The organism is Halogranum amylolyticum (assembly GCF_900110465.1).
Taxonomy (GTDB): Archaea; Halobacteriota; Halobacteria; order Halobacteriales; family Haloferacaceae; genus Halogranum; species Halogranum amylolyticum.
Genome location: NZ_FODV01000001.1, coordinates 597989 through 623196, shown reverse-complemented (window position 1 = coordinate 623196; position 25208 = coordinate 597989). Strand labels below are relative to the sequence as shown.

Genomic DNA, 25208 nt, shown 5'->3' with positions numbered 1-25208 from the left:
TCGCTCATGTGTAGCAGATTGTTGATTTCAGAGAGTCGCTTTGACAGCGTGTTTGAGTGCTTTTCGACCGGGTTTTCTGAAGAGTTCGCTGCGTAGCTGAAAGGCGCGGAGATACTGTGTCAACTTGTCCTTCGAGACGCCTCGATGCGGCGAGAGCCACCGTCGCGCCAGCGACGCGTGGCTCTCGCAGGTGTTGACGTGAACGTCTCCATCAGCGTATTCGCCGTCACCGTGGACGACGTATTCGCGGGTGAATTCGTCGTCGTCCTCCAGTGGGTCGTATGCCCGAAATCCGTCAGTGTAGACGGTCAGCGACTCCTCCTCGTGGTCCGCCAGCAGGAGTCGCACTGTCGATTCGTCAGCGGATTTCGCTGGGGCGACGTATCGCTGTCCCGTTCCACGGTCAACGATGGAGAAGACCGGTGGTTTGTCTCCCTCGTACGAACCTCGTCCGCGCGTGGACAGGCCACGCGAGCGCGACTCTTGGTCGCGCTCGCGGCCTTTCAACCCCGCAGAGACGTACACTTCGTCGATTTCGACCGGTCCAACGAGGTCGAGTTGAGGCGCGTCGAGCGCTCTGGTAAAGCGCTCGACGCGCTGATGCATCGTCTTGTAGGTGACACCGATCTCTCGCTGAAGTTGGCGAAGACTCGTGTTGAAGCGCAGAAACGCGTAGATTGAGAACAACCACTTGCGGAGCGCAACCTTCGAGTGAGCGAAAATTGTGCCCGTCTTGTCGTTGAACGTGCGGTCGCAATTCTTACAGAGATAGCGTTGAAACGCCCCATAGCTGCCGTTTCTGACCGTCCGGTCAGAACGGCAGCGGGGGCATTCGACGCCGTCACGCCAGCGAACCTGTTGGAGCAGGTCCGCTGCGAGCGATTCCGAACCAAACACATCGAGCGGAATCATTCGTGTCGGACACCGCTAACGCGGTGCCCTTGCCCTCTTCGATTCTAGAGCAACAGCTGAACTGTATCAACAATCTCCTACAGAAGAGCGGTCGAAATAAACGGCGTCGCGTGGGCGGGAGACGACGAAGTCGAACGGGTCGAGATATCGGTCGATGGGGGTGAGACGTGGGACGAGGCGGAGTTCGTCGGTCCGGAGTTCGGTCGACACGCCGTTCGGAAGTTCCGGTACGTCTGGGAGGCCCCACGAGGAACGCACACCCTCCTCTCGCGAGCGACCGACGAGACGGGACGGACGCAACCGGCGACGGTCGCCGACCCGGAGGCGGGTCTTCGCGAAACCGACGACACGCAGTATCCGTGGAACCAGAAAGGCTACGGAAACAACGCCTTCGTTCCGCTCGGGGTCACGGTCACTGTCGGCGTTTAGACGACGCACCACGAGACACTGGGCACCGCGCACATCGCTCCGGAACGCTTCGAGTCGTGCGCCTTCCCCGGTTACCGGAGAGCGCGACGTTTAAGCGAGCCAATCGACAAAGACCCTCCATGGCAGAACCGCGCGTGCCGGGCGGGGGCGGCGACGTTTTCGAACTCCCCTGTGGCGAGGAGAAACGGATCCGCGACCTCGACATGGGGATGCGAGAGTTCGACTGCGCCTGTGGCGAGAGCCACGCCGTCGTTATGGACATCCACCCCCCGGACCGCTTCATCCCGGAGTTCCTCGTCGAGGTGTTGCGAGAGGCCATCGAGACGACGAGCGAGGAGATGCCGGAGTTCGACACACCGCACATGCTCGGCATCGTCCTCGAGGAGTTCCCTCGACAAGTGGTCTCCGAGGACGTCACCGAGGATCACGACGTCGGCTACTCGATGGTGTGGGTGACGGAGTTCGACTCGCGTCGACTCCACGAGATCATCGTCGAACTCCTCGTCGAGCTGATGGAACACGCCGTCAGCCACACCGACGACCCGAACGCGACCGCCGAGTTCGAGTCGCAGATGATCGACTTCGACGTCGAGGAGTTTGTCGACCAGTACCGTTCTCAGCGCGATCTCGACGCCGACGACGTCTACGTCTGAGACGGCGTCTCTCTTCTAGTTGTGTCGTGGGTGTCGTGTAGTCGGCCGTCACAGTCAACCGTCTGGTTGCCGAATCGCGTCACATGAGCGACGACACGAACTCCGACGGAGCACAACAGCCGATAGAGCCGGGGATGGTCGTCTACGACCACGAGGGCGATCAACTCGGCGTCGTCACCGGGATGACGGGCGAGGGGTTCGAGGTGTCGATCCGCGAGGAGGGCCTGTCCGTCGACGACGACGGGTACGCCGACACTCAGAACATTCAGGAACACGAGCCCGGACAGGAGTTCGGCGAGGGCTACATCATGTGGCGCTGTGCGGAGTGCGGCGAGATGGGCGAACTGGAGGACGGCCTCCCCGAAGAGTGTCCGAACTGTGGCGCAGAGGCGGTCCAGAAGTGGCGGGAGGACTGATTCGATGAGCAACCAGCCCACCGTCCGCCGAGCGGAACCGGACGACGCCGCCCGCGTGCGCGAGATCGCAGAGAGCACGTTCACGCAGGCGTACGCACTCAGCCCGCAGGACATCGAGGCGATACTCGACGCCAAATTCGTCGAGGACGACCTCCAGTCGCGGTTCGAGCGCGACGACACGACGCTCGTCGCCGAGAACGACGGCGTGCTCGCGGGGTTCGCACGACTGGACGTCGACGACGGGACCATCCGGTGGCTCCACGTCGACCCGGAGCGCCGCGGTCTCGGCGTGGGGACGACGCTGTTCGAGGCGGCCGTCGACGAACTCGAATCCCAGGGAGTCGAGACGGTCCGTGGGGTCGTCCTCTCGTCGAACACCGCTGCCGGCGCGTTCTTCGAGCGGTTCGGCTACGGGAAGACCGACGAGTGGCGGACGGAGATCGACGGCCTCGACGTCGTCGAGTACACGTTCACGGCGCAGGCCGACGTCGAGTCCGACGACCGGGGCAACGACGCCGCTCGCGAGGGAGACAGAGAGGAGTGGGACCCCGAGAACGTCGCGAGCGACCTCCCGGACACAGCCACGGCCGACGGCGAGGAGGTGTACCTCGGCGACGACGTGGTTCCGGGGACCGAAGGCGGGTTCGTCTCGACGTACACCGACGACGAGCGGACGACGGAGCACGGCTACTACTGTACGAACTGCGGGTCGACGGCTGTCTCCGTCGACAGCATGGAGCGACTCGAGTGTCAGAACTGCGGGAACGTCCGCCGACCGGACGACGACTACGACGGATCGTACCTGTAGCGACGCGCGAGTCGCGTCCGCCGAGCGAACCGTTCAGTACCGAACGCCATACCGGCGAAACGTCCGGTAATATGGTTTGTCGGATTCACTCCCGCCGTAAACGGCGGGATTCTCTCCTTGCAGAAAGATAGCTTGTGCTCGCCGCTGAGTAATCAAAAGTTATTGTGTCCCAGCCACAACCCCAGGGTGGCTTCAAAACCCCTTGCCCGGAGGTTTCAGAAGCCACGCGCGACGTGTCCCAGCACGTCGCATTTTCATCCCTGAAAGGGGAGCGGCTTCCGTTGGACTCCACCGATGGAAGGATGGTAACTCCTGCGTCTCGTTTCGTCGTCGCGTGTCTTCCTCCGTTCCCAGGGTGACCGTTCGACCCTCGAGTCGAAACTCTGGACTCTCTCCGCGTCGCCGCCGCTTCGGGCGACGATCGGGTCGTCGTCTCACACTCCTCGCAGACCGGTCGTCTCACGTCCGCTCCGCCCGGCACGACCGCCTTGATTGGCGTGCGACGTCGGTTTCGAAATTCGCAAAACCGCTTCGCACCTCGTAATCTTTCGCCGGGCTTATTACGATGTACGGATTCCATCTCGATAATGACCGACGAGAACACCGCCGACGGAACTGCATCCGCGTCTCAGTCGTCCGAGCAGAGAACCATCCTGCTCATCGGTAGTGGACCCATCCAGATCGGCCAGGCAGCGGAGTTCGACTACTCCGGTGCACAGGCCTGCCGCGCACTGCAGGAGGAGGGGGCCCGAGTCGTTCTCGTCAACTCGAACCCCGCGACCATCATGACGGACCCGGAGATGGCCGACCGCGTCTACATCGAACCCATCACGACCGAGGCCATCTCGGAGATCATCGAGAAGGAACGTCCCGACGGCGTCATCGCCGGTCTCGGCGGGCAGACCGGACTGAACGTCACCGCCGAGCTGGCCGAGGAGGGCGTCCTCGAGGAGTTCGACGTCGAGATCATGGGGACGCCGCTGGACACCATCTACGCGACGGAGGACCGCGATCTCTTCCGGAAGCGCATGGAGAACATCGGCGAGCCGGTACCCGCCTCGACGACCATCTCGCTCGACGAAGGCGAGTCCGTCGAGTCGCTCACCGAAGAGAACCTGGTCGACCGCGTGGAAGCGGCCGTCGACGCCGTCGGCGGGCTCCCCGTCATCTCCCGGACGACCTACACGCTCGGCGGCTCCGGCTCCGGCGTCGTCCACGAGATGGACGAACTCGTCGAACGCGTGCGCAAGGGACTACGCCTCTCGCGCAACAGCGAGGTGCTCATCACCGAGTCCATCGCGGGCTGGGTCGAACTCGAGTACGAGGTGATGCGCGACGCCGACGACTCCTGTATCATCATCTGCAACATGGAGAACATCGACCCGATGGGCATCCACACCGGCGAGTCGACGGTCGTGACGCCCTCGCAGGTCATCCCTGACGACGGCCACCAGGAGATGCGCACCGCCGCACTCGACGTCATTCGCGAACTCGGCATCCAGGGTGGCTGTAACATCCAGTTCGCCTGGCACGACGACGGCACGCCCGGCGGCGAGTACCGCGTCGTCGAGGTGAACCCCCGCGTCTCCCGTTCCTCCGCGCTCGCCTCGAAGGCGACCGGCTACCCCATCGCCCGCGTGACGGCGAAGGTCGCGCTCGGCAAGCGTCTCCACGAGATCACGAACGAGATCACGGGCGAGACCACTGCCGCCTTCGAGCCGGCGATCGACTACGTCGTCACGAAGGTCCCGCGGTGGCCGAAGGACAAGTTCGGCGACGTCGACTTCGAGCTCGGGACGGCGATGAAGTCGACCGGCGAGGCGATGGCCATCGGCCGCACCTTCGAGGAGTCGCTCCTCAAAGCGCTCAGATCCTCGGAGTACGACCCTGCCGCCGACTGGGCCGAAGTCGACGACGAGGAGTTAGCGGAGGAGTATCTCGTGAAGCCGACGCCCGACCGTCCCTACGCGATGTTCGAGGCGTTCGACCGCGGCTACACCGTCGAGGAGGTCATCGACCTGACGGGGATCAAAGAGTGGTACGTCGAGCGGTTCAAACGCGTCGCCGACTCGACGGTCGCGGCTGCCGAGGGCGACTTCACCGAGGCGGCGACCGCCGGCTTCACGAACGCCGAGATCGCTTCGACGGCCGGTGCGTCGGTCACGGAGGTCGAAGAGCAGGTCCCGGGTCGCACCTACAAACAGGTCGACACCTGTGCCGGCGAGTTCGCCGCTCAGACGCCGTACTACTACTCCTCGCGGAAGCCGGAGTTCGTCACCGGCCCGTTCAAAGGTCAGTCTGCCGGCGGCGAACTCCGCGTCGACCCCGACGTCGAGAGCGTCGTCGTCGTCGGCGGCGGCCCCATCCGTATCGGGCAGGGCGTCGAGTTCGACTACTGTTCGGTTCACGCTGTTCGGGCGCTCCGCGAGATGGGGATCGACGCCCACGTCGTCAACAACAACCCCGAGACGGTCTCGACCGACTACGACACCTCCGACGGCCTGTTCTTCGAGCCGATCACGGCCGAGGAGGTCGCCGACGTCATCGAGGCGACCGGCGCCGACGGCGTGATGGTGCAGTTCGGCGGGCAGACCTCGGTCAACATCGGCGAACCGCTCGAAGCCGAACTCGCGCGTCGCGATCTCGAGTGTGACGTCCTCGGCACGAGCGTCGAGGCGATGGACCTCGCCGAGGACAGAGACCGGTTCAACGTGCTGATGGACGAGCTGGGCATCAAACAGCCGAAGGGCGGCAGCGCGACGAGCGAGGAGGAGGCGCTGGGGCTCGCCCGCGAACTCGGCTACCCGGTACTCGTGCGTCCGTCCTACGTACTCGGCGGCCGTGCGATGGAGGTCGTCTACGACGACGACGACCTGAAGGAGTACATCGAGGAGGCAGTGCGCGTCTCGCCCGACAAGCCCATCCTCGTCGACCAGTTCCTCGGCGGCGCGGTCGAACTCGACGTCGACGCCGTCTCCGACGGCGAGGATATCCTCATCGGCGGCGTGATGGAGCACGTCGAGACCGCGGGTGTCCACTCCGGCGACTCGGCGTGTATGATCCCGCCGCGCTCGCTGGACGAGGAGACGCTCGGTCGCGTCCGCGAGGTCACGGAGGACATCGCTCGCGCGCTCGATACGGTCGGGCTGATGAACGTCCAGTTGGCGGTCAAGGACGGCGACGTCTACGTGCTGGAGGCGAACCCGCGTTCCTCGCGGACGGTGCCGTACGTCTCGAAGGCGACGGGCGTCCCGATCGCGAAACTCGCGGCGAAGGTGATGGCCGGGACGACGCTGGAGGAACTGCAGGCCCAAGAGCAGATCCCCGAACAGGTGAGCGTGAAGGAGGTCGTCCTTCCGTTCGACCGCCTGCCGGGGTCGGACCCGCGTCTCGGCCCGGAGATGAAGTCCACCGGCGAAGTGATGGGAACGGCTTCCTCGTTCGGCAAGGCCTACGAGAAGGCCCAGTCGGCGACGGGCAAGCCCATCCCGGCCGGCGGGACAGCCGTGATCGATCTCTCTGCCGAGGAGTTCCCCGACGCCGACAGCGAGGAGGCCCAGGAACTCGTCGACGGCTTCGGCGAGTTCTTCGACCTCGCAGAGTTCGACGACCTCGAAGACGCAATCCGCAGAGGGAAGGTCGACCTCGTCGTCTCGCGCAACCGCGACGCGCTGGAGGTCGCCGTCGAGGAGGACGTGACCTACTTCTCCACGCACGCGAGTGCGAAGGCTGCACTCGAGGGCCTGCGCGCACGCGACGACCCGATCGACGTCCAGGCGGTCTCCGACCGTCCGACCCGGCAGGCCGAGTGGGGGAAGTAGACGAACTCCGACCCGGTTGACTCGGTACGGACACGACTCGATCGCTGACCGAGGCGGCGCGCTCGCTCTCGGCCCGTTTCTCCGCTCGCTTCTCGCTCGACGACGTGGTTATCTCCATCGGGGTCGTATCATCACCGACAGGTGTCGGTTCGCCGTCGTCGGATAGTGGCCTGGCCACTCACGATCACACAGTCTTCGGCGGACCACCCTGCAGTTTTGACGACGCCGAGCGACTGCGACGGATGGAGCCGTCGACACAGCGGCGAGAATGCGGCGAAGACGCGACGCTCGGTCCGCTCAGTCCAGTTTGTTGAGCGCCTCGAAGAAGTCGGCCTCCGGGCCGGCGAGGCGGACCGGCGGGTCCGTCCGAGCGACGTGGACGTCGACCGGCGGGACGACCTCGTAGGCGTTCCGGCCGTCGCTGACGACGACGCCGGACGGTGCCCCCGAGAGACTCACCGTGACCTCGCTGTCCGGCGGGACGACGAGCGGCGGCATCCCCCCGTCGGCACACATCTCGGTGACGACGAGTCCGTCGACGCGCGGGTGGACCAGCGGGCCACCCTCGCTGAGGTTGTACGCGGTCGACCCGGTCGGCGTCGCCACGAGGATGCCGTCGACGTGACCGCTCGTGTACAGCGCGTCGTCGACACGAACCTCGACGTCGACACCGCCCCCGCGGCCGCGGCGCGGCCCCTGCACGACCACCTCGTTGACCGCGGGTTCGCCCTCCCAGTCGTCGACGCGGGCGGCGAGTCGAGGGACGTTCCGCGTGCGTAACTTGCCGTCACGGTGCGCCTCGACTTCGGCCATCACGGCCTCGACGGCCGACTCGGGGGGGACCGCGTTGAGAAAGCCCACTTCGCCGAGGTTGATACCGAGGATGGGTGTGTCGCGCGCGCCACGGGCCGCAAAGAGGAACGTTCCGTCGCCCCCGATGCTCACGACGAGGTCACAGGTGGCGAACGCTGTGACGTCGACGCCTGCTGTGTCGAGCGTCCGGGCCGTCTCCTCGTCGAACCGTACCGCGACGCCCGCCTCGTCGAGTCGCGACCGGAGGTCTGCGGCGAGTCTCGCTGCTCGGCGGTTGCCTCGCTGTGCGACGATACCGACGTTCATGTCCGGCGGTTCTCGTCGGGCCGACAAAAGGCCTCCGTACGGGCAACATTCATCACATCGGCTCCCGACGTGTCGGTGATGGCAGATCGGACGGTCTCACACGACGCTCGATCGCAGTCGGACGGAGGCGACGACGATGGCTGACGACGACTGGTTCGAGCGTGCGCTCCGCGAACTGGACGGAGAGGAGCGGGAGACCGCCGACGAGGACGCCGGAAACGAGAGCGACGACGGGGAAGACCGACCGACTACCGACGAACCGGACGGGTTCGACGACGCCGGCGAGGAGTTCGGAGATCTCGATCGCGACGACGAGGAGTCCGGTGGTCCCGACGTCGATGGCGATAGCGACGACGAGTCCAGTCGTCGGGACGATACCGGCGCAGACGACCCTTTCGTCGAGGATTTCGCCACCGCCTTCGAGAACGCACCTCGGCCGTCGGGAGCGGAGTCCGACGACGAACTCGGCTTCGGAGCGTTTGGAGAGGCCGGTGACGACGGATTCGAATTCGGAGCGTTCGGAGACGACGAGTTCGGCTTCGGCGGCCCCGGAGACTCCGCATTCGACGAGGAGGCGTTCGAGTCGGAGATCGAGCGGATCGAGATCGGGATCAACGGTCTGGACGAGATGGTTCTCGGCGGCGTGCCCGAACGGTCGCTGATGACCGTCATCGGGAGCGCCGGAACCGGGAAGACGACGTTCGGACTCCAGTTCTTGGAGGAGGCGCTCGCGAACGGCGAGAACGCGGTCTACATCACACTCGAAGAGAGCGAGGAGGCGATCCTCTCGACCGCCGAGGAGAAAGGGTGGCCGTTCCGTCGCTACGCCGAAGCGGATCGACTCGCGGTCGTTGCGCTCGACCCGATCGAGATGGCCAACAGCCTCGCGAGCATCCGCAGCGACCTCCCGCGACTCGTCGAGGAGTTCGGCGCCTCGCGACTCGTCCTCGACTCGGTCTCGTTGCTCGAGATGATGTACGACGCGCCGTCGAAGCGCCGAAACGAGGTGTTCGACTTCACGCGGTCGCTGAAGGAGGTCGGCGTGACGACGATGCTCACCTCCGAGGCGAGCGAGGACAGCCCCTACGCGTCTCGATACGGCATCGTGGAGTATCTGACCGACGCGGTGTTCGTCCTCCAGTACGTCCGCCCCTCCGACTTTCGGGAGACGCGGCTGGAGGTCGAGATCCAGAAGATCCGCGACGCGAACCACTCTCGGGAGACGAAGCCCTACGAGATCACGGACGAGGGAATCAGCGTCTACCGGCAGGCGAACATCTTCTGACCGTCGTTCGCCCCAACCGTGCGACAAAAGGGCTATGAACACACGCCGGGAACGGATGGACATGAAACCGCGCTACCTGATAGCGCTCTTGCTACTCATCCCGCTGGCCGACTCGCTGGCGCTGGTCGCGTTCGCGCAGTTCGTCCTCGACTGGCGGCTCGTCGTCGCACTGGTCGTCCTCACCGGACTAGTGGGGATGCTCCTCGTGCGCGCCGAAGGGCGTCACACGCTGCGTCGGTTCGAACGTCGCGTCTCGATGGGCGAGATCCCGACGAACGAAGTGATGGACGGCGGTCTGCTCGTCGCGGCCGGCGCGTTCCTGCTCACCCCGGGGCTCGTCACCGACGGCATCGGCTTCCTGCTGGCCATCCCGGTGACGCGCTACCCGGTCCGCGAGGTACTGAAGCGCTACGTCGTGCAACCGTACCTCGACAAGCGGGCCGACGGGTTCGTCAGCGGTACCGTCTGGACGGGCGGCTTCCCGGGCGGCGACGAGACGTACGATATGGACCCCGAATCGTACCGGTTCGAGGACGACAGCTGAGACGGTTTCGCTCCCTGCGAACACGCCGCAGTCTGGCGAAAAACCGACAGACCCAAAGGGCAAATCAAAGGGGAATCTTTAAACACCAATCGCCGCAATGAGTAAATGCGCCAACCTGGGCCAATAGCTCAGTCAGGTTGAGCGCTCGGCTGATAACCGGGAGGTCCGCGGTTCAAATCCGCGTTGGCCCATCCAACATGTTCACGGCCTTTGGCTGTGAACGGCTGGGGCCAGTCAACTCCCCGGCCACCTAACTTCGTTACAACGACGCCGAGAGAGACGTCCGGTCTCCGACGGCGTGTTCTCCCGCCGACTCCCCTCGCGAGCGACGGGAGTCGGCGTCGTCACTCGAGCTCTCACGCCTCACGCCTGCTCGATCGACCTCGTTGCGAGAAAGACGATCGCGTCGTCCGCCGCGGGGAGTGGTCCGCCAACCCACACGGCAGCAACCGACCGCAGTTCGAGGAGTGCGACCGAGGGCAAACCTTCCGGGCAGCAGGTTTGCAGAGGTCGCATCTATGTCGTTCTTCTCCCAGACACATCACTATTCTGCTGTGTTTGTTGGCTAGATTTTTATTGTTGAAACAGCGACTCTCGAAGTGCTAGCAAAAGACAGTCGGCAGCGGAGGCGCGAGCCGACTGCGATCTCGACCTCGACACGTCCGTCCTAGCCCAGTGGCAACGCTCCGTCCGTTGGACGTACACCGCCGCACACTATTATCTAAATAGATATTTAGATAGACGAGTAGACCACGTCCGAAAGACGTCCGATTCCGGAGACGGCTCAGACCCGAAGCAGTCGTACTCGGCCGGCGAGGAGGCCGAGGAGCGCGCCCGTCAGGTGAGCGACGAGTGCGCTCCCCGGCGCGCTGAACAGCAGCGTCAGTCCGGCGGCGACGACGGCGACGAGCACCACGAAGAGTCGCGGCGGGAGGCGGAGGCGGTCGAGCACCGTCGACGAGACCGGGTTGGCGGTGACGACGTAGCCGACGAGGGCGAACGCCGCACCGCTGGCACCGAGTACCCCGGTCGGTGGGCCGACGAGACTCCCGAGCCAGACGTGTGCCAACCCGGCGAGGACGCCGGTCGTCACGAAGAAGGCGTGAAACCGGAGCCGAGTCGTCGACGTCGCGACGAGCGTTCCGGCGAGGGCGACGATGATGGCGTTCGACAGCAGATGTGTCGGTCCGGAGTGAGCGTACACGCTCGTGACGAGCGTCCACGGCGGCGAGAGTACGGGCGGGGCGAGGACGAACAGCCCGAGGAGGCCGACGAGCGAGGCGCCCCACGTGAGAAGCGAGACGACGACCATCGCCACGAGCGTCTCGACGACGGGGTTTCGGACCACGGCCGCGAACAGCGAACCGTCGTTTCGGTCGGCGGGAGGGCGAGAGTGAGCGGACACGGCTTCGGCTTCAGTTCGGGCGGACCGAGGCAAAACTCTTCGCACGGCTGGCGACCGCGTGTCTCCGCCCTCGGCGCGAGGCATACACCCTTAGCGTCTCGGTGCGTACTCTACTCGTGGCACAAGACGAATTCAGTCGCATCACGGGCCTCCCGGACGACCTCGGCATCGACGCGGACCTCCAGCGAACCCACCAAGTGTTGACGGTACGCGTCGACACCCGACGGTACGGGAAACCGGTCACCGTCGTCGCCGGGTTCGACGGCGACACCGACGTGAAGGCGCTCGCGAGCGACCTCAAGCGGACACTCGCCTGCGGCGGCACCGTCGAGGACGGCGAGATCGAACTCCAGGGCAACCATCTCCAGCGCGTCCCGGACCTCCTTCGGGAGCGCGGCTACGACACCGAGCGCTGAGACGGCGGGAGACTCTCGGCAGCCTGTCGTTTGAAATAGCGGGCGGACGACGGTCTCGACAACAATGTTCTCCGGCGTCGCCGCCGACGGGCCGCTGTTCAAAGCCAAAGAGAGTGTCGGCGTCTTCGTCCGGAACGCACCGTCTCTCCGGACGTTGCTCGACAGTCGAACGCAGACGTTCGACCGTGTCCACGCCGTTCTCCCGTCGAACGCGGTGACCGACGAGTCCGTCGAGTTGACCGTCCAGGCGTGGGACGAGTGCGAACGCCTCGTCGACGACTTCCGTGGGCGTTTCAGCCTCGACTCGACGGACCCCGAGGCGGTCCACTCCGACTCCATCCGGTTCGACCCGCAGGACGGCGGCGTTGCGAAACGCGGCGACGTCGCGTTCGGGTCGACGGGGATCCAGTATCTGCTTCTCACTCACGACGAGTCTGGCGCGCGGTTCGTCAGCAACCCCGTCCGGGTGACCGACGCCGAACCCGACCGGCGGCTCTACTGGGGCGACATCCACCTGCACTCACGGCTCTCGGACGGTACTGGGAGCGTAGCGAAGGGGATGCGGTTCGGCCGCGACGTGATGGCGCTCGACGTCGTCGCCTACACCGACCACGACACGATGGGGTTCTTCATCCCGCCGTCGTGGCAGCGCGAGCGGATGCACCGCGAGTACTTCGACCGGTTGAAGGCAGTGGCCGAGGAGTTCCACGACCCCGAAGAGTTCGTCACGCTGATGGCCTACGAGTGGACGAAACAGCCGAACCGCGGCGGCCACGTCAACGTCTACTTCGACGGCGTCGCCGAGGCCGAACTGTTCGACTCGCTGACGACCGACACCGACACCTACGAGAAGCTCTGGCGACGCCTCCGCGAGTGGAACGACGAGAGCGAGGGGCGGGCGCTGACGATCCCCCACCACCCAGCCGAGAAAATGTATCCGTTCGATTTCTCGGCGGCCGACTACGACGACGACCTCGCGCCGCTGGTCGAAGTCTACTCCCAGTGGGGCAGCAGCGAGCGACCCGGACGCGACGGCAACCGGTATCCGCTGGCGATGGGGCAGGGCGAGATCGACGAGGCGGGACACTACGTACAGGACGCCCTCGAACTCGGCTACCGCGTGGGGATGGTCGCCTCGGCGGACTACCACGGGCCGCACCCGGGTCACTCGCTCATCCATACCAGACCCCATCTCCCGAGCCTCGCCGAGTGGCGCGAAGACGGGATCGGCTGGGCGAACGTCTGGCGCGTCTGGGACGAACAGAGCTACCCCGGCGGACTCACCGCCTTCTACGCGCCCGAGCTCACCCGCGAAGCCACCTTCGACGCGCTCGCCGACCGGCGGGTCTACGGGACGACCCAACCGCACCGCATCGTCGTCGACTTCGCCGTCGACGGGACGCGGTTCGGCGAGGCAGACAGCACCGTCGTCGTCGACGGCGACGACACCGAGCGAGCCGTCGAGGTCGCCGTCGCCGGGACGGCACCGCTGGCACGCGTCGCCGTCGTCAAGAACAACGAGGTGTGGGCGCTCGCAGGCGAGCAGGCGGAGGCGGCGGCGACGAGGACGAGCGACGGGGAGGCCGACGGCGGAGTCGACGACGGAGTGGTCGAGGCGTTCGCGGTCGACCATCTCGGTAGCGTCGACGCCGACACCGACGAACCGCTCTCCGACTACGTCTGTACGGCGTCGCTGACCGACGACGACCCGGTGACGGGGATGGTGTGGGACGAGAGGCGGGGGACCGACGCCGACGTCTACTACGTCCGGGTGACGCAGACCGACGGTGGGATGGCGTGGGCCGGGCCGGTCTGGGTCGAAGAGCGGTGAAAGGGGTCAGAACCCTTCGCGGAGGTAGACCGCCTCGGTCGGGAAGAGCGCCGCGAGCGTCTCACGGGCCGCCGCGGACTCGACGGTCAGGTCGCCGTTTCGTTCCAACTCGTCGACCGACAGCGACCCGAGAGCCAACTGCGAGAGCGCGCCGATGTCGAGAGTCGCGTCGGCGTCCGCGTCGCTCCGGAGGCAGGTCGCACCGTCGCTCCCGACGGTCAGCTCGAACGTTCCGTCGTTCCAGTCGCAGTGGTCGTCGCGGACGGCGAGCGCGACCGATCCGGTCGCGTCGTCCGGGAACGAGAGCGCGTCGACGACAGTCTCGAGGTCGACGATGCGGGCCATCGGTCCCGGTCGGACCTCGACGTCCACAGCGCGGGGGTCCGAGAGCGTCTGCAGCAGTCGCGTCTCGCCCGCCTTCCCGCGGAGTCGGACCGTGTCGACCTGCGAGTCGTGGTCGCGACAGAACCGCAGCAGGTGGCCGCGGGCCTCGTCGTCGACGGCGGCGAGTTCGGAGACGTCCATGCGTTTGTCGTCGCCGTCCTCGTCGACGGTGTAGCAGAGGTAGCCGCGCAGCGTCCCCGTCCTGTCCGCCCAGCCGTAGACGTACGGGTCCTTTCGCCACCCCTGGAACGTGCGGTAGCGCCACCAGCCCTCGGTGCGGCGGAGGCCGAGCGCCTCGGTCGCCCACGCACGGTGGACCGTGTCCAGTTCGGCGTAGTCGCCGGCGTCGAGACGGCGGAACGTCCCGGCCGGGTCGGGGACGACGTCGCCGAGCTCCGCGGGTGGCACCGACGTCGTGACCGACGTGTTCGTCATGGCGTAGCCGAACCGCCGGTAGAAGGCGTACTCGAACGGCCAGAGGACGGCGAACCCGATCTCCTCCTCGCGGAACTCGCGGTGGAGGTTCGCGAGCAGGTCGGCGACGTACCCCCGTCGACGCGACTCGGGCGGCGAGGCGACCGCCGAGACGCCGCCGACGGGGTGAAACTCGTCGCGGATCCGCGCGGTGAAGTCGTAGTAGCCACACGTCACGACGAGATCGTCGGCGGTCGGCGTGTCTGGGTCGTCAGTCGGCGTGTCCGGGTCGACGTCGTACAGTCCGCGCCGGTGGTACTCCTCGGGTCGCTCGTGGTCCTCGTCGTCGGGGTCGGGACCCCTCTCCGGTTGGAAGGCGTAACTAAGGAGTCGGTGGACCGCCTCGTCGTGGTCCTCGGGGATGGGCCGATAGTCCATGCGCTCGCATCGACAGCCCCGACCAAAGCCTTCCGGGTCGCGTGTCACACCGGGACACACCGGAGAGCCGAACCGAGGGATTCACGGCGATTCGGTCCGGAGAGGAAGCCATGAGCGACGTGACTGAGAGTAGCGGGCTGCTGTCCGGCGACAGAGTTCTCATCCTGGCGATCCTGTTCGTCGGGGTCGCCGGCTCCGGACTGGCGCGGTGGTTCCTCGGCAACGCCGGCTACCCGACGTTCGGTTCGTTCGTGTTCGTCTTGGGCTACGCGGGGATGGTGTTCGTCCTCTGGTACGGTTGGCTCCGAAAGATGGATCTCACCGGACCCGGCGGACGGTAGAACGGAACTTTAATGCAGGATTCGCGGTGAGTTACGAGCAAGAATGCTGCCGCTACAGCTCATCGACAGTTTCCTGCTCAACTACAACGTCGGGCAGGCACTGCTGCTGGGATTCATCCTAACGACCCTCGCGGCGCTGCCTCTGAAATCACAGAAGATCCTCGGCATCAACACGGTCCTGTTCGGTGTCATCTTCATGCTCACGCCGCAGTCCCTCGCGAAGCCGCACTACCTGTTCTTGGGGCTGGCGCTCCTCGTCGTCGGGCCGCTGGTCTACGTGACCGCACGCGACTGATCGGCAGCGTCTCCCCCGAAACGGGGTCGTCGACTCGGTCCCGTTCTCGCGGCTCTCAGCTCCGTCTCGAACGGCGTCTCCGCTACCTTTTTCTTCCGACCTCAGAAATCGAGAGGCATGATTACGGTGAGGGCCCCAGCGACGAGTGCGAACTTGGGCAGCGGTTTCGACGTCTTCGGGGTGGCCCTCGACCGTCCGGCGGACGTCGTCAGCGTCGAGAAAGCCTCGCGGACGACTATCGAGGTGACGGGTGCGGGCAGTCAGTTCATCCCGGAAGACCCGAAGAAGAACACGGTCGGTGCCGTCGTCGAAGCGCTCGACGCCCCGGCGCACATCAAGATCGACAAGGGGATCCGTCCCGCCTCGGGGCTGGGGTCGTCGGCGGCGAGCGCCGCCGCCGTCGCCGTCGGCCTCAACCAGCTGTACGACCGCGGACTCACTCGGAAGGAGCTCGTCCCCATCGCAGGCGAGGGCGAAGCCGTCGTCTCGGGTGAACCCCACGTCGACAACGTCGCTCCCTCTATCCTCGGCGGGTTCACCATCGCCGCCGGCGACGACGTGACGACGGTCCGGGCGTCGATCCCGCTGGTCGCTTGCCTCCCCGAGATCGCGGTGTCGACGCGCGACGCCCGCCGCGTGATCCCCTCGGAGGCGTCACTGGACGACGTGGTTCATACGGTCGGACAGGCGGCCACGCTCGCCACCGGGATGTGTCGTAACAGTCCCGACCTCGTCGGCCAGGGGATGTACGACAGAGTCGTCACACCCGCCCGGGCCGAACTGATCACCGGCTACGAGGAGGTCCGCCAGGCGGCGTTCGACGCCGGCGCTACCGGCGTCACAGTCAGCGGGGCCGGACCGGGCGTGCTCGCCGCCTGCCACTCTCGGAACCGCCGGGAGATCGCCAGTGCGATGGTCGACGCGTTCGCCGACGCCGGCGTCGACTCGCGGGCGTACCAGACCCGAATCGGCAAGGGCGCGGAAGTTCTCGACTACTGAGACGCCGACGACGCGTCGACGGCAGCCTGACACTGGCTCGCGTGCGCCGAGATGACAGTTATCCGAGAATCTTCATCACCCCACGTGTCGAATCGAAAGTATGAACCGCGCACTCGTCGTCGTCACCGACTCCGCCCACAACGACCGCATCCTCCGCGAGGCCGGCGAACTCGCCGCCGGCAGCGGTGCCGAACTGGTGTTGCTCTCGGTGACGCCGACCGAGGAGTACGAAGACACCCACGACGCCGTCGCGAGCATCGGGTCCTCGGATCTCGTCTACACCATCGAACAGGCCGAGGAGTCGGTCACCCGCAAACTGGAGCGGACGGCCTCGGAGACGTTCGACGGGCTCGACGTCGACTACCACACGGAGGCCGTGTTCGGTCGCGAGGTCGACAGTATCCTCGACGTCGCCGACGCACACGGCTGTGATCACCTGTTCATCGCCGGCCGTCGCCGCTCACCGACCGGGAAGGCGCTGTTCGGCGATCTGACTCAACAGGTGCTCCTCACCTTCGACGGCCCGGTGACGGTGTTGCTCGGCGACGAGGAGTAGGTTTTCTGTTGTTGCTGTCGCGGGAACGGTGCTGTCGTGATCGCGGTAACGGAAAGCGTACGAGAGCGTTGTACCGCGAGTGAGGGCCGAAGGCCCGAATCTCGCGGCTTTTTCATCGAGGTTTTTTTGGCGGGGTTCGAGGCCACCGAAGGTGGCCGGGGACCCGTGAAAAAAAGGTCGGTTTTAGACCCCGCGGCCCTGCAGTTTCTCGTCGTCGGTCATCTCGCTGTTCGACTGCCCCTTCATCCCCTTGCCGATGTTGGCGGCGATCTCCGCGAGCGTCTCGGGGTCGTCCCAGTTGTTGACCGCCTCGACGATGGCGTTGCCCATCGAGACAGGGTCCTCGGCACCGAAGATGCCCGAACCGACGAAGATGCCGTCACAGCCGTGATGCATCATCAGCGCCGCGTCCGCGGGCGTGGCGATGCCGCCGGCCGCGAAGTTGACGACCGGGAGTCGGCCCATCTCGGCCGTCTCGTGGACGAGGTCGGCGGGGGCCTCGTGCTCGCGGGCCCACTTCTTCCGTTCCTCGTAGCTCATCCCCTCCAGTTGGCGGATCGCGCCCTTGATGGCGCGCTGGTGGGTGACCGCCTGGTTGACGTCGCCCGTCCCTGCTTCGCCCTTGGTCCGAATCATCGCCGCGCCCTCGTCGATGCGGCGGAGCGCCTCCTGCAGGTTGCGTGCACCGCAGACGAACGGCGAGGTGAACTCGCGTTTGTCGATGTGGTACTCGTCGTCGGCGGGCGTGAGCACCTCTGACTCGTCGATCATGTCGACGCCGACTGATTCGAGGATCTGCGCCTCGGTGTGGTGGCCGATGCGGGCCTTCCCCATCACTGGGATGGAGACTTCGTCGATAATCTCCTCGACGGACGCGGGGTCGGCCATCCGGGCGACCCCGCCGCGCTTGCGGATGTCGGCCGGGACTGCCTCCAGCGACATGACGGCGACCGCGCCGGCGTCCTCGGCGATTCGAGCCTGTTCGCGCGTGACGACGTCCATGATGACGCCGCCCTTCTGCATCTGTGCGAACCCACGCTTCACGAGGTCCGTTCCGCGCTTGAGTTCTTCGAGGTCGGTTTCTTCGGGCATACTTGTGCGTTTGACCGGACCCACTTAACGGGTATCTTTCCCGTGTTGTCACGAGCCACGCACGGTCGTCTCACGGTGGTAGTTATCTCCTCAGAACGCGAGGTACTGTCGAGTGATTCTCGTGTCCACAGTTACACAGTCCAGCCCACGCGCCGGTAAGACGTTCACCAACGCGCTGCTCGGCGCAGTCGCCACCGTCGTCCTCGCGTTCGTCCCGTTCTCGCCCATTCTCGGCGGCAGTGTCGCCGGCTATCTCCAGCGCGGCACCCGCGAACAGGGCGTGAAGGTCGGTGCCCTCTCGGGTGTCCTCGCGGCGGTTCCCGTCGTGGTAGTCGTGTTCCTCGGCGTCGCGCTGTTCACGATCGTTCCGCCGGGAGTCGACCCCCTCGGCGTCGCGTTCGGCGGGCTCGTCCTCGGGCTTGTGGTCTTCCTCGTCGCCAGCGTCTACACCGTCGCGCTCGGCGCACTCGGGGGCTATCTCGGGGCGTACCTCGCCGAAGACCGCGTCCGTTGATCGCCGCTGCTATCGTTATCACTTTGTAAACACCTGCCTTCGAGTCCGTCATGTCTGTGACTGACGGGCGTGGGGGGCTTCCCGACCCCGCCGACCTGCCGCGGTGGCTCGCCCCGCTGCCGCGCTGGTTGGAGGACGTCGGATTGAACCTCGCGTGGCTGGTCGTCGCCATCAACGTCGTCGGCACCGCCTTCGGGTTCTGGTACTACGGCCTCCAGCCGATCCCGCTGTCGACGCCGCTCGTCAATCTCCAGTTCGCGAACGAACCGCTCGTCATGTGGCCGTTCGTCCCCGATAGCCCCGTCGCGACGTTCTTCATCGCCCTCTCGCTGGCTCTCTGGAAGCTCGGTCGGTCCAACGAGTACGTCAACGCGCTGGCGTTCTTCGGCTGCTGGAAGCTCGGCTTCTGGACGCCGTACGTGCTCGCGCTGTTCTTCGACGGCTTCATCGGCGTCGGCTGGCCGATGTACGCCTTCCTGTTCGGGAGTCACCTCGCGATGGTCGTCGAGGCGTTTCTCATTCACCGCTACTCCGACTTCCCGGTGAAGGCCGTCGCGGTGGCCATCCTGTGGTACGGGCTGAACGACGTCGTCGACTACTTCGTCCCCCTCGTCGGGACGCCGCACCACACCTTGCTACCGCCACAGCTGCTCGACGCGACGACGGGGTTCTACACGCACCCCTCGCCCGCCCACGAGTACGCCGCCGCCGGCGCGGTCGTGCTGACGCTCACGGCGACGTTCTGGACGCTGTCGACGCGCGTGAAGAAGCTCGAATCCCGGATGGGCGAGTAGTCGCTGCGCGCTTGACGCGCTCGGTCGCACCTCAGGCTTAATCCGCCCCCCGCCGAACCTCCTGGCGTGACTCTCTTCGAGACAGTCTCCGACCTCACGCTCGCCGTCGAGTCGAGCGACCGCACCCGCACCGAGCGCGACACCTCGAGCGGGTTCACCCGCGCGACGACCGTCTACGCGCTCTCCGGCGGTGACGAGACCGGCCGTGGCGAGGACGTCACCTACGACACGGAGGACCACGACGCCCTCGCCGATGCGCCGGCGCTCGTCGGCAACGACGACGGGCAGGTAGCCCCCGGCGAGTACACGTTCGCCGAGTTCTCGGCCGCGCTGGACGACGTCGACCTCTTTCCGGCGAGAGAGCCGGAACGCGACACCGCTCGCCACTACCGGCGCTGGGCCGTCGAGTCCGCGGGGCTGGACCTCGCACTCCGACAGGCGGGGACGAACCTCGGCGACGTCGTCGACCGCAACTACGACCCGGTGCGGTTCGTCGTCAGCACCCGCCTCGGCGACCCGCCGACCACAGAGCGCGTCGACGCACTGCTCGGGCGGTATCCGGAGACGGAGCTGAAACTCGACCCGACCGCCGAGTGGACCGAGGACGTCGTCGCCGACTTAGCGGAGACGAGCGCGGTCCGCATCCTCGATCTGAAGGGCCGGTACGAGGGAACCGAGGTCGATCAGGCGCCGGACCCGGCGCTGTACGAACTGGTGTTCGAGAACTTCCCGGACGCCGTCGTCGAGGACCCCGGCCAGTCAGCGGCGACGGACCCGCTGGTCGAAGACAACGCCGACCGCATCTCGTGGGACTACCCCATCACGGGCGTCGAGAGCGTCGAGTCGCTCCCGTTCGAACCGGAGTGGCTCAACGTCAAACCCTCTCGATTCGGCACGGTCGAGTCCCTGTTCGACACGCTCGACTACGCCGCCGAGAACGGCATCTCGCTGTACGGCGGCGGCCAGTTCGAACTCGGCGTCGGTCGCGACCAGATCCAGGCGCTCGCCTCGCTGTTCTACGCCGACGGGCCGAACGACGTCGCCCCCGGCGTCTACAACGACCCCGAGGTCCCCGACGACGCGCCCACGAGTCCGCTGTCGCCGTCGCGGAGTCCGGACGGACTCGGGTTCTGAGCTCTCCCCGCTTCACCGCCCAGTTACCCCTCCCGCTCGCTCAGTCGTCGGCGTGCGCTCGAACCCACAGTTCGCCGATACGCGAGAGTCGCGTCCGGTAGGACTTGCCGTGTTCCTCCTGTTCGATGTACCCCTTGCCACCGGGGCCGAGTCGGTCGACGTTGTAGATGACCTTCGAGCGGAAACTGTCGGTGTACTCCTCGTTGAGTTCGCGGGCGAGCGCCTCGGCCAACTCGGAGACCGAGGCGAACTCGCCGTGGTCGCCGAGCTGGAAGAGGATGACCTCCTCGAACGGTTTGACGTTCGCGAAGGAGGCGACCGGCAGTTCGACGATGTGGTTGTCGCCGATCTGTTTCGCGCCGATGGTGGTCCCGCGCTCGTCGAACTCCTCGAGCAGGTCGGAGATGCTGGCGAGTCGGTCCGTCACCCGGTCGTCCTCGACGTCGTCGTCGCGGACGGTGCGGAGGAGCTCTCTCGTCTCGCGGAGCTCCTCGGCCAACTCGGTCTCCAGATACTTCTCGGGAGCCGTGTAGTAGGTGTGGATGCGGTCGCGGTCCTCCTGTCGTTCGAGCGTGATCGAGTGGGCGGCCGTCGCGAAGGCGAAGGAGACGGGACGGGGCATCGCGCTGACGTTGACCCACACCTCGCTGCCGGCGTCGAGTTCGGCGTTGATCAGGTCGTACGCCTGCTCGAAGGCGGCGTCGTAGTCGTAGACGTCCGCGAGCACGACCCGCTCGGTCTCCGCCCCGAGGAGGTTGGCGAAGTCCTTCTCCAACTTCTTCGAGAGGTTCCGGGAGTACTCGACGTTCGCCTCGCTGCCGACCGCGCCCTCGAGGAGGATGACGCGGTCGACGTCCAACTGATCGCGGATCAGCGGCGCGATGAGCCGGTCGTAGTCGAAGCCGACCGGGACGATGTGTGTCTGCATGCGCGGCGATTCGCAAGACCCGGGCAAAAGGGTTCAGTTCGCGGGCGTCGCGACCACGAGCGAGACGCCCGGCGCGGTGAGAAACGACCGTCGGTCCTGCACCTCGAACCCGGCCTCGGCGAGCCACGTGCTCACGTCGCTCACGTCGTGCGCTCGCTGGCCGAGCGTGACGAGGTAGGTGAGTCCCACGAACCCGACGGTCGCCCGAGACAACGCCGTCCGGGCGGTGCCGTCGAACTGATCGAGCACGTACAGCCGTCCGTCGGGCGCGAGCGCCTCGCGCACGCGCTCGAACAGCGCGACGCTCTCGGGACCGTCGTGGGCGTGAACGACGTTGAACAGCAGGGCGGCGTCGTAGCCCTCGCCGAGCGAGTCGGTCGTGTAGTCGCCGGCGACGAAGGAGACGCGGGCTTCGACGCCCCGCTCGCGAGCGGTCTCCAGCGCCACCTCGCGGGCCGGTTCCGTGTCGAACACCTCGACCTGAACGGTCGGGTGGCGCTCGGCGATCGTCGCCGCGTACAGGCCGTGACCGCCGCCGACGTCGAGCACGCGAGCGTCGCCGGCGACGTCCAGTCTCTCGACGACCGTCGGCGCGAGGACGCTCGCCGCCGCACGGAACCCCTCGTGAGCGAGTCGCCAGCGGTCGGGATGGTCGTCGAGCCACTCGTACAGCGTCTGTCGCGGCGCGCCCTCCCTGACCGCCGTCACCGCCTGCGCCTCCCAGAACGGGAAGACGACGTCGTTCCAGAACGCCAGCCACGGGCCGACGCCGTCGGCGTCGAGCAACCACGCCGCCGTCATCTCGGTGTTCGCGTAGCGCCCGTCCTCTCGGACGAGATAGCCCAGCGCGACGAGGAAGTCACAGAGCGGTTCGAGTCCCTCGGGCGCGCAGTCGAGTCGCGTCGCGAGGTCGGCGAGGCTCGTCGGCCCCGACTCGAGGGCCGCGAACAGGTCGAGTTCGAGCGCGAGGCCGACGGCTCGTTCGGCCGCGCCGCCGACCAGATCGAGCACCGGACCGGGGGCTCTGTTCAGTCGAAGCAGGATCAACCGCTCGAGGGCGTTGGGTACGACGGGCACGAGACGAGTACGTCGGCCGAGCATATCAGGCTGTAGCAGCGCGGGTCGACCCGTGGACGGCGTCACTCGGCGGTCGGGAGTCGCATGTAGACGCCGCCGCGGACGTAGTCGACGCCGAAGAACGCGAGTATCGCCGCGCCGACGACGCCCGCGACGATTCCGACCGGCGAAATGGACCCCCCGATCAGGACGTCGTCGACGGTCGTGACGAACGTCGAGAGCGCCAAGAGTAGCTGACCGACGCCGACGAGGACGTTCCATCGGACGGTCGCGGAACCGACGGCGAGCGAGTCACGGAGTCCGGCGACGAACAGCAGCGTCCCGGCGAGTGTCAGCGACCCGATCCAGAGCCACGTCGTCGGATGCGACGGAACGCCGGTGACCGTCGAGAGGAGGGCGGCGAAGGCGAGCAGTCCGACGCCCAGGAGGACCAGCAGGCGGCGCATGCGTCCTCCGTCGGCGGGAACGGTGGTAGCTCTTTGGGCGCTTTGAGTGCTTTGAGCGCTTTAAGCGACTCAGAGCGCGTCGACGACGTCTCGACTCGAGACGATCTCGGCGAACTCGCCGTGGAGATGCGTCAACGCCGTCCGGTGCAGCTCCTCGGCCGTGTACCGTCTCCCGTCGGGACCCTCGCGGTCGAACGTCGCCGTCCCGTCGGCGACGAGGAGCGGTGAGAACCCCAGATTGTCGGCCATCCGCGTCGTCGTCGACACGCAGTGGTCGGTCGTGAGTCCCGCGATCACGAGCGTCTCGTTGCCGCCCTCACGGAGGGACGCTTCGAGGTCGGTCCCGACGAACGCACCGTTGACGCGCTTGACGAACTCCGCCTCGCCGTCGCGCGGTTCGAACGCCGACTTGAACGCGAACCCCTCGCTGTCACCTCGGAGCGGGGAGTCCTCCTCGGTCGAATCGTGACGGACGTGGACGACCGGGCGGTCGGCGGCGCGCCACGCGGCCAGCAGTTCTGAGAGCCGAGACTCCAGTTTCGGGTTGTTGCGCTCACCCCACGTCGGGTCGTCGAACCCGACCTGAAGGTCGACGAGGAGGAGCACCGTGTCGGCGGGGATCGAGAGAGTCACGCCCGGCCCTCTCGCCAGCGTTCGGGGACGGGAGCCTTCGGATGCTCCCGGCTGATCTCGATGGGACACTCGTCGGGCGCTTGTGACTCGTCGGCCGAGAGCATGTACTGGTGCCACTCGCGGTCACCCTCGACGCCCCAGTCGCCGATGTCGGCGTGCGGGCAGACGCCGTCGTAGTCCTCGATGCGCTGCTGGATGGTCTCGCGGGCCTGCTGGCCCGCTTCGGTGTCGGCGGTGATCCCCTCGAACAGCGTGCGAGGCTGAAAAGTTATTTCGAGGCCGAGCGGGCAGAATCGACTCATCCGTTCCTCGTAGAACGGGGCGCGACAGGTCGGGAACATCGGCTCGCCGCCGAAAGAGAACTCCCAGAACTCGGTGTCGGGGTCCGTGGGGATGTCCTCGGGCCACGGTTCGGGGTCGTGGACGTGGAGGAACTGGAGGATGTGCCAGAGCCGCTCGTGATAGCCGCGTTCGGACAACTCCTCCTCGGGCGGTTTGAAGAACGTCACGAGCGAGCAGCGGTCGCTGAACTCCTCGAAGACGTCGAGATACTCGACGAGGTTCTCGCGGAGTGCGAACAGCGCGTCGGGGTGGGTCGTCGACTCGACGAACGTGTAGAGCGCGTCGCCGTTGCGTTCGGACTCGACACCGAAGTAACAGGGGAACGGTTCGCCGCCCCGCTTTTCGACCATCGAGGCGTGGAACGCCTCGAACTGTTCGCGCGCCCAGTCGGGGAACGCGCCGGACTCGATCCGGGCCATCACGGTCTCTTGGTCGAACAGGGACTGAACCCCCGGTTCGTTCATACGCCGTCTCGGGACTGCGCGGCGATTTAGGTTTCGGTGGCTCTGCCGGGATGGTTGGAGGGTGACACGGTCGGTGTACCGAAACTAAAGGGCGTGTCCAGCACGATAGTCGGCGTTCGATACTGCCCCAGGGGAGCGGATCTACGCTTCGGTGAGCATGAGAGCATCTCGACTCGCCGGAACGGCTGACAGGGGGACGCGCAGACAGTACTACGGGAACGACTCGACGAAAAGCGTCCCGTACACCACCATCGCGAGCAGGAAGGCACCGACCACGAGGAGGACCGTCCCACCGACCCGGAACACTCCTTTCCGGTGCTCGTACGTCTCCTCGTAGTACTCGGGATTCTCCGAGGGACGGATCGAACTCAGCGCCTCTGCGTACCGCAGTTGGAACGCTATCGCGGTCTCGACGCGAAACGCGAACACGTATCCGATGCCCAGTAATATCAGCGCGAAGGCACTCAACGCGATCGAGTCAAGCGACACCACTCACTTCTCTGAGAATGATTGTCATGAAGTTTTCTATCTCCCGGTATCTTTGTGCGGGGTTGCAGAGAGAGTGGGTTTGTTTCATCCCCGAGAATTGAAGGAAAAATAGGATGAATAACGAGCACCGTTGGTCGGCCGGTCGCTGATATGCGCCGGGCAGAGTCGTGCAGACAGTTGTGCATACCCTACGTGTACGACACGCGAGATATGTCTATACTATACCAAT

27 protein-coding genes and 1 tRNA gene are annotated in these 25208 nt (G+C 66.1%); 17 read left to right on the top strand and 11 right to left on the bottom strand.

The window, feature by feature from the left end:
- Positions 1 to 27 precede the first annotated feature (27 nt).
- Positions 28 to 912, bottom strand: coding sequence for an IS1595 family transposase (locus tag BSG17_RS03135; RefSeq protein WP_089820982.1), 885 nt, complete (start codon positions 910 to 912; stop codon positions 28 to 30).
- A 72-nt stretch (positions 913 to 984) separates the two neighbouring features.
- On the opposite strand from BSG17_RS03135, the gene BSG17_RS03130 reads away from it, so the two are divergent.
- The 5 genes from BSG17_RS03130 to carB all read left to right on the top strand — a co-directional run bounded on the left by BSG17_RS03130 (position 985) and on the right by carB (position 7039).
- Positions 985 to 1341, top strand: a complete 357-nt coding sequence (locus BSG17_RS03130; protein WP_089821034.1) for a molybdopterin-binding protein — start codon at positions 985 to 987, stop codon at positions 1339 to 1341.
- A 119-nt stretch (positions 1342 to 1460) separates the two neighbouring features.
- On the top strand, positions 1461 to 1994 hold the full coding sequence (locus tag BSG17_RS03125) for a DUF5815 family protein (protein ID WP_089820981.1): 534 nt from the start codon (positions 1461 to 1463) through the stop codon (positions 1992 to 1994).
- A gap of 83 nt (positions 1995 to 2077) precedes the next feature.
- Positions 2078 to 2410: a TFIIB-type zinc ribbon-containing protein gene (locus tag BSG17_RS03120; RefSeq protein ID WP_089820980.1), complete on the top strand. Its 333-nt coding sequence runs from the start codon at positions 2078 to 2080 to the stop codon at positions 2408 to 2410.
- A 4-nt stretch (positions 2411 to 2414) separates the two neighbouring features.
- On the top strand, positions 2415 to 3218 hold the full coding sequence (locus tag BSG17_RS03115) for a GNAT family N-acetyltransferase (RefSeq protein ID WP_089820979.1): 804 nt from the start codon (positions 2415 to 2417) through the stop codon (positions 3216 to 3218).
- A 587-nt stretch (positions 3219 to 3805) separates the two neighbouring features.
- Entirely contained in the window at positions 3806 to 7039 is a 3234-nt protein-coding gene (carB, locus tag BSG17_RS03110) for a carbamoyl-phosphate synthase large subunit (RefSeq protein ID WP_089820978.1), read from the top strand.
- Positions 7040 to 7336: 297 nt separating this feature from the next.
- On the opposite strand, the gene BSG17_RS03105 is transcribed toward carB, so the two are convergent.
- On the bottom strand, positions 7337 to 8158 hold the full coding sequence (locus BSG17_RS03105) for an NAD(+)/NADH kinase (protein WP_089820977.1): 822 nt from the start codon (positions 8156 to 8158) through the stop codon (positions 7337 to 7339).
- A 136-nt stretch (positions 8159 to 8294) separates the two neighbouring features.
- Between BSG17_RS03105 and BSG17_RS03100 the strand changes: the two genes are divergently transcribed.
- The 3 genes from BSG17_RS03100 to BSG17_RS03090 all read left to right on the top strand — a co-directional run bounded on the left by BSG17_RS03100 (position 8295) and on the right by BSG17_RS03090 (position 10178).
- Complete coding sequence (locus tag BSG17_RS03100; protein WP_089820976.1) at positions 8295 to 9443, top strand: KaiC domain-containing protein; 1149 nt, start codon at positions 8295 to 8297, stop codon at positions 9441 to 9443.
- 61 nt (positions 9444 to 9504) lie between these two features.
- Entirely contained in the window at positions 9505 to 9987 is a 483-nt protein-coding gene (locus BSG17_RS03095; RefSeq protein ID WP_089821033.1) for an FxsA family protein, read from the top strand.
- 117 nt (positions 9988 to 10104) lie between these two features.
- Positions 10105 to 10178 (top strand) — tRNA-Ile (locus tag BSG17_RS03090).
- A 593-nt stretch (positions 10179 to 10771) separates the two neighbouring features.
- Here the strand turns inward: BSG17_RS03090 and BSG17_RS03085 are convergent.
- Positions 10772 to 11299 carry a rhomboid family intramembrane serine protease gene (locus tag BSG17_RS03085; protein WP_394327948.1) on the bottom strand — a complete coding sequence of 176 codons (528 nt, stop codon included), beginning with the start codon at positions 11297 to 11299 and terminating at the stop codon, positions 10772 to 10774.
- Positions 11300 to 11508: 209 nt separating this feature from the next.
- On the opposite strand from BSG17_RS03085, the gene yciH reads away from it, so the two are divergent.
- Positions 11509 to 11808: a stress response translation initiation inhibitor YciH gene (yciH, locus tag BSG17_RS03080; RefSeq protein ID WP_089820974.1), complete on the top strand. Its 300-nt coding sequence runs from the start codon at positions 11509 to 11511 to the stop codon at positions 11806 to 11808.
- 64 nt (positions 11809 to 11872) lie between these two features.
- Positions 11873 to 13639 (top strand): DUF3604 domain-containing protein, encoded by a 1767-nt coding sequence (locus BSG17_RS03075; RefSeq protein WP_089820973.1) that lies wholly within the window; start codon positions 11873 to 11875, stop codon positions 13637 to 13639.
- A 6-nt stretch (positions 13640 to 13645) separates the two neighbouring features.
- On the opposite strand, the gene BSG17_RS03070 is transcribed toward BSG17_RS03075, so the two are convergent.
- Positions 13646 to 14875 carry a GNAT family N-acetyltransferase gene (locus tag BSG17_RS03070; protein WP_089820972.1) on the bottom strand — a complete coding sequence of 410 codons (1230 nt, stop codon included), beginning with the start codon at positions 14873 to 14875 and terminating at the stop codon, positions 13646 to 13648.
- A 110-nt stretch (positions 14876 to 14985) separates the two neighbouring features.
- On the opposite strand from BSG17_RS03070, the gene BSG17_RS03065 reads away from it, so the two are divergent.
- From BSG17_RS03065 to BSG17_RS03050, 4 genes are all read left to right on the top strand, one after another.
- The gene (locus BSG17_RS03065) at positions 14986 to 15216 is read left to right on the top strand and encodes a DUF7996 family protein (protein WP_089821032.1); all 231 of its coding nucleotides are present in this window, start codon (positions 14986 to 14988) and stop codon (positions 15214 to 15216) included.
- Between the two features lie 43 nt (positions 15217 to 15259).
- On the top strand, positions 15260 to 15511 hold the full coding sequence (locus tag BSG17_RS03060) for a DUF8006 family protein (protein WP_089820971.1): 252 nt from the start codon (positions 15260 to 15262) through the stop codon (positions 15509 to 15511).
- Positions 15512 to 15628: 117 nt separating this feature from the next.
- The gene (locus BSG17_RS03055) at positions 15629 to 16510 is read left to right on the top strand and encodes a homoserine kinase (RefSeq protein WP_089820970.1); all 882 of its coding nucleotides are present in this window, start codon (positions 15629 to 15631) and stop codon (positions 16508 to 16510) included.
- A gap of 100 nt (positions 16511 to 16610) precedes the next feature.
- Positions 16611 to 17066: a universal stress protein gene (locus BSG17_RS03050; RefSeq protein WP_089820969.1), complete on the top strand. Its 456-nt coding sequence runs from the start codon at positions 16611 to 16613 to the stop codon at positions 17064 to 17066.
- Positions 17067 to 17249: 183 nt separating this feature from the next.
- Here BSG17_RS03050 and pdxS read toward each other — a convergent pair whose 3' ends face one another.
- Positions 17250 to 18158 carry a pyridoxal 5'-phosphate synthase lyase subunit PdxS gene (pdxS, locus tag BSG17_RS03045; RefSeq protein WP_089820968.1) on the bottom strand — a complete coding sequence of 303 codons (909 nt, stop codon included), beginning with the start codon at positions 18156 to 18158 and terminating at the stop codon, positions 17250 to 17252.
- A 121-nt stretch (positions 18159 to 18279) separates the two neighbouring features.
- Between pdxS and BSG17_RS03040 the strand changes: the two genes are divergently transcribed.
- The 3 genes from BSG17_RS03040 to BSG17_RS03030 all read left to right on the top strand — a co-directional run bounded on the left by BSG17_RS03040 (position 18280) and on the right by BSG17_RS03030 (position 20600).
- The gene (locus BSG17_RS03040) at positions 18280 to 18672 is read left to right on the top strand and encodes a DUF5518 domain-containing protein (RefSeq protein WP_244531472.1); all 393 of its coding nucleotides are present in this window, start codon (positions 18280 to 18282) and stop codon (positions 18670 to 18672) included.
- A 50-nt stretch (positions 18673 to 18722) separates the two neighbouring features.
- Positions 18723 to 19466 carry a DUF1405 domain-containing protein gene (locus tag BSG17_RS03035; protein WP_089820967.1) on the top strand — a complete coding sequence of 248 codons (744 nt, stop codon included), beginning with the start codon at positions 18723 to 18725 and terminating at the stop codon, positions 19464 to 19466.
- 66 nt (positions 19467 to 19532) lie between these two features.
- Positions 19533 to 20600 carry a hypothetical protein gene (locus BSG17_RS03030; protein ID WP_089820966.1) on the top strand — a complete coding sequence of 356 codons (1068 nt, stop codon included), beginning with the start codon at positions 19533 to 19535 and terminating at the stop codon, positions 20598 to 20600.
- 40 nt (positions 20601 to 20640) lie between these two features.
- Here the strand turns inward: BSG17_RS03030 and BSG17_RS03025 are convergent, their stop codons facing one another.
- From BSG17_RS03025 to BSG17_RS03000, 6 genes are all read right to left on the bottom strand, one after another.
- The gene (locus BSG17_RS03025; protein ID WP_089820965.1) at positions 20641 to 21528 is read right to left on the bottom strand and encodes an HFX_2341 family transcriptional regulator; all 888 of its coding nucleotides are present in this window, start codon (positions 21526 to 21528) and stop codon (positions 20641 to 20643) included.
- 33 nt (positions 21529 to 21561) lie between these two features.
- Entirely contained in the window at positions 21562 to 22605 is a 1044-nt protein-coding gene (locus tag BSG17_RS03020) for a class I SAM-dependent methyltransferase (protein WP_089821030.1), read from the bottom strand.
- A 62-nt stretch (positions 22606 to 22667) separates the two neighbouring features.
- Positions 22668 to 23051 (bottom strand): DUF7994 family protein, encoded by a 384-nt coding sequence (locus BSG17_RS03015; protein WP_089820964.1) that lies wholly within the window; start codon positions 23049 to 23051, stop codon positions 22668 to 22670.
- A gap of 69 nt (positions 23052 to 23120) precedes the next feature.
- Positions 23121 to 23684, bottom strand: coding sequence for a cysteine hydrolase family protein (locus tag BSG17_RS03010; RefSeq protein ID WP_089820963.1), 564 nt, complete (start codon positions 23682 to 23684; stop codon positions 23121 to 23123).
- Positions 23681 to 24490 carry a YqcI/YcgG family protein gene (locus BSG17_RS03005; protein WP_089820962.1) on the bottom strand — a complete coding sequence of 270 codons (810 nt, stop codon included), beginning with the start codon at positions 24488 to 24490 and terminating at the stop codon, positions 23681 to 23683. The genes BSG17_RS03010 and BSG17_RS03005 overlap by 4 nt, the downstream gene beginning before the upstream one ends.
- A 210-nt stretch (positions 24491 to 24700) precedes the next feature.
- On the bottom strand, positions 24701 to 24979 hold the full coding sequence (locus BSG17_RS03000) for a hypothetical protein (RefSeq protein ID WP_089820961.1): 279 nt from the start codon (positions 24977 to 24979) through the stop codon (positions 24701 to 24703).
- Positions 24980 to 25208: the final 229 nt, after the last annotated feature.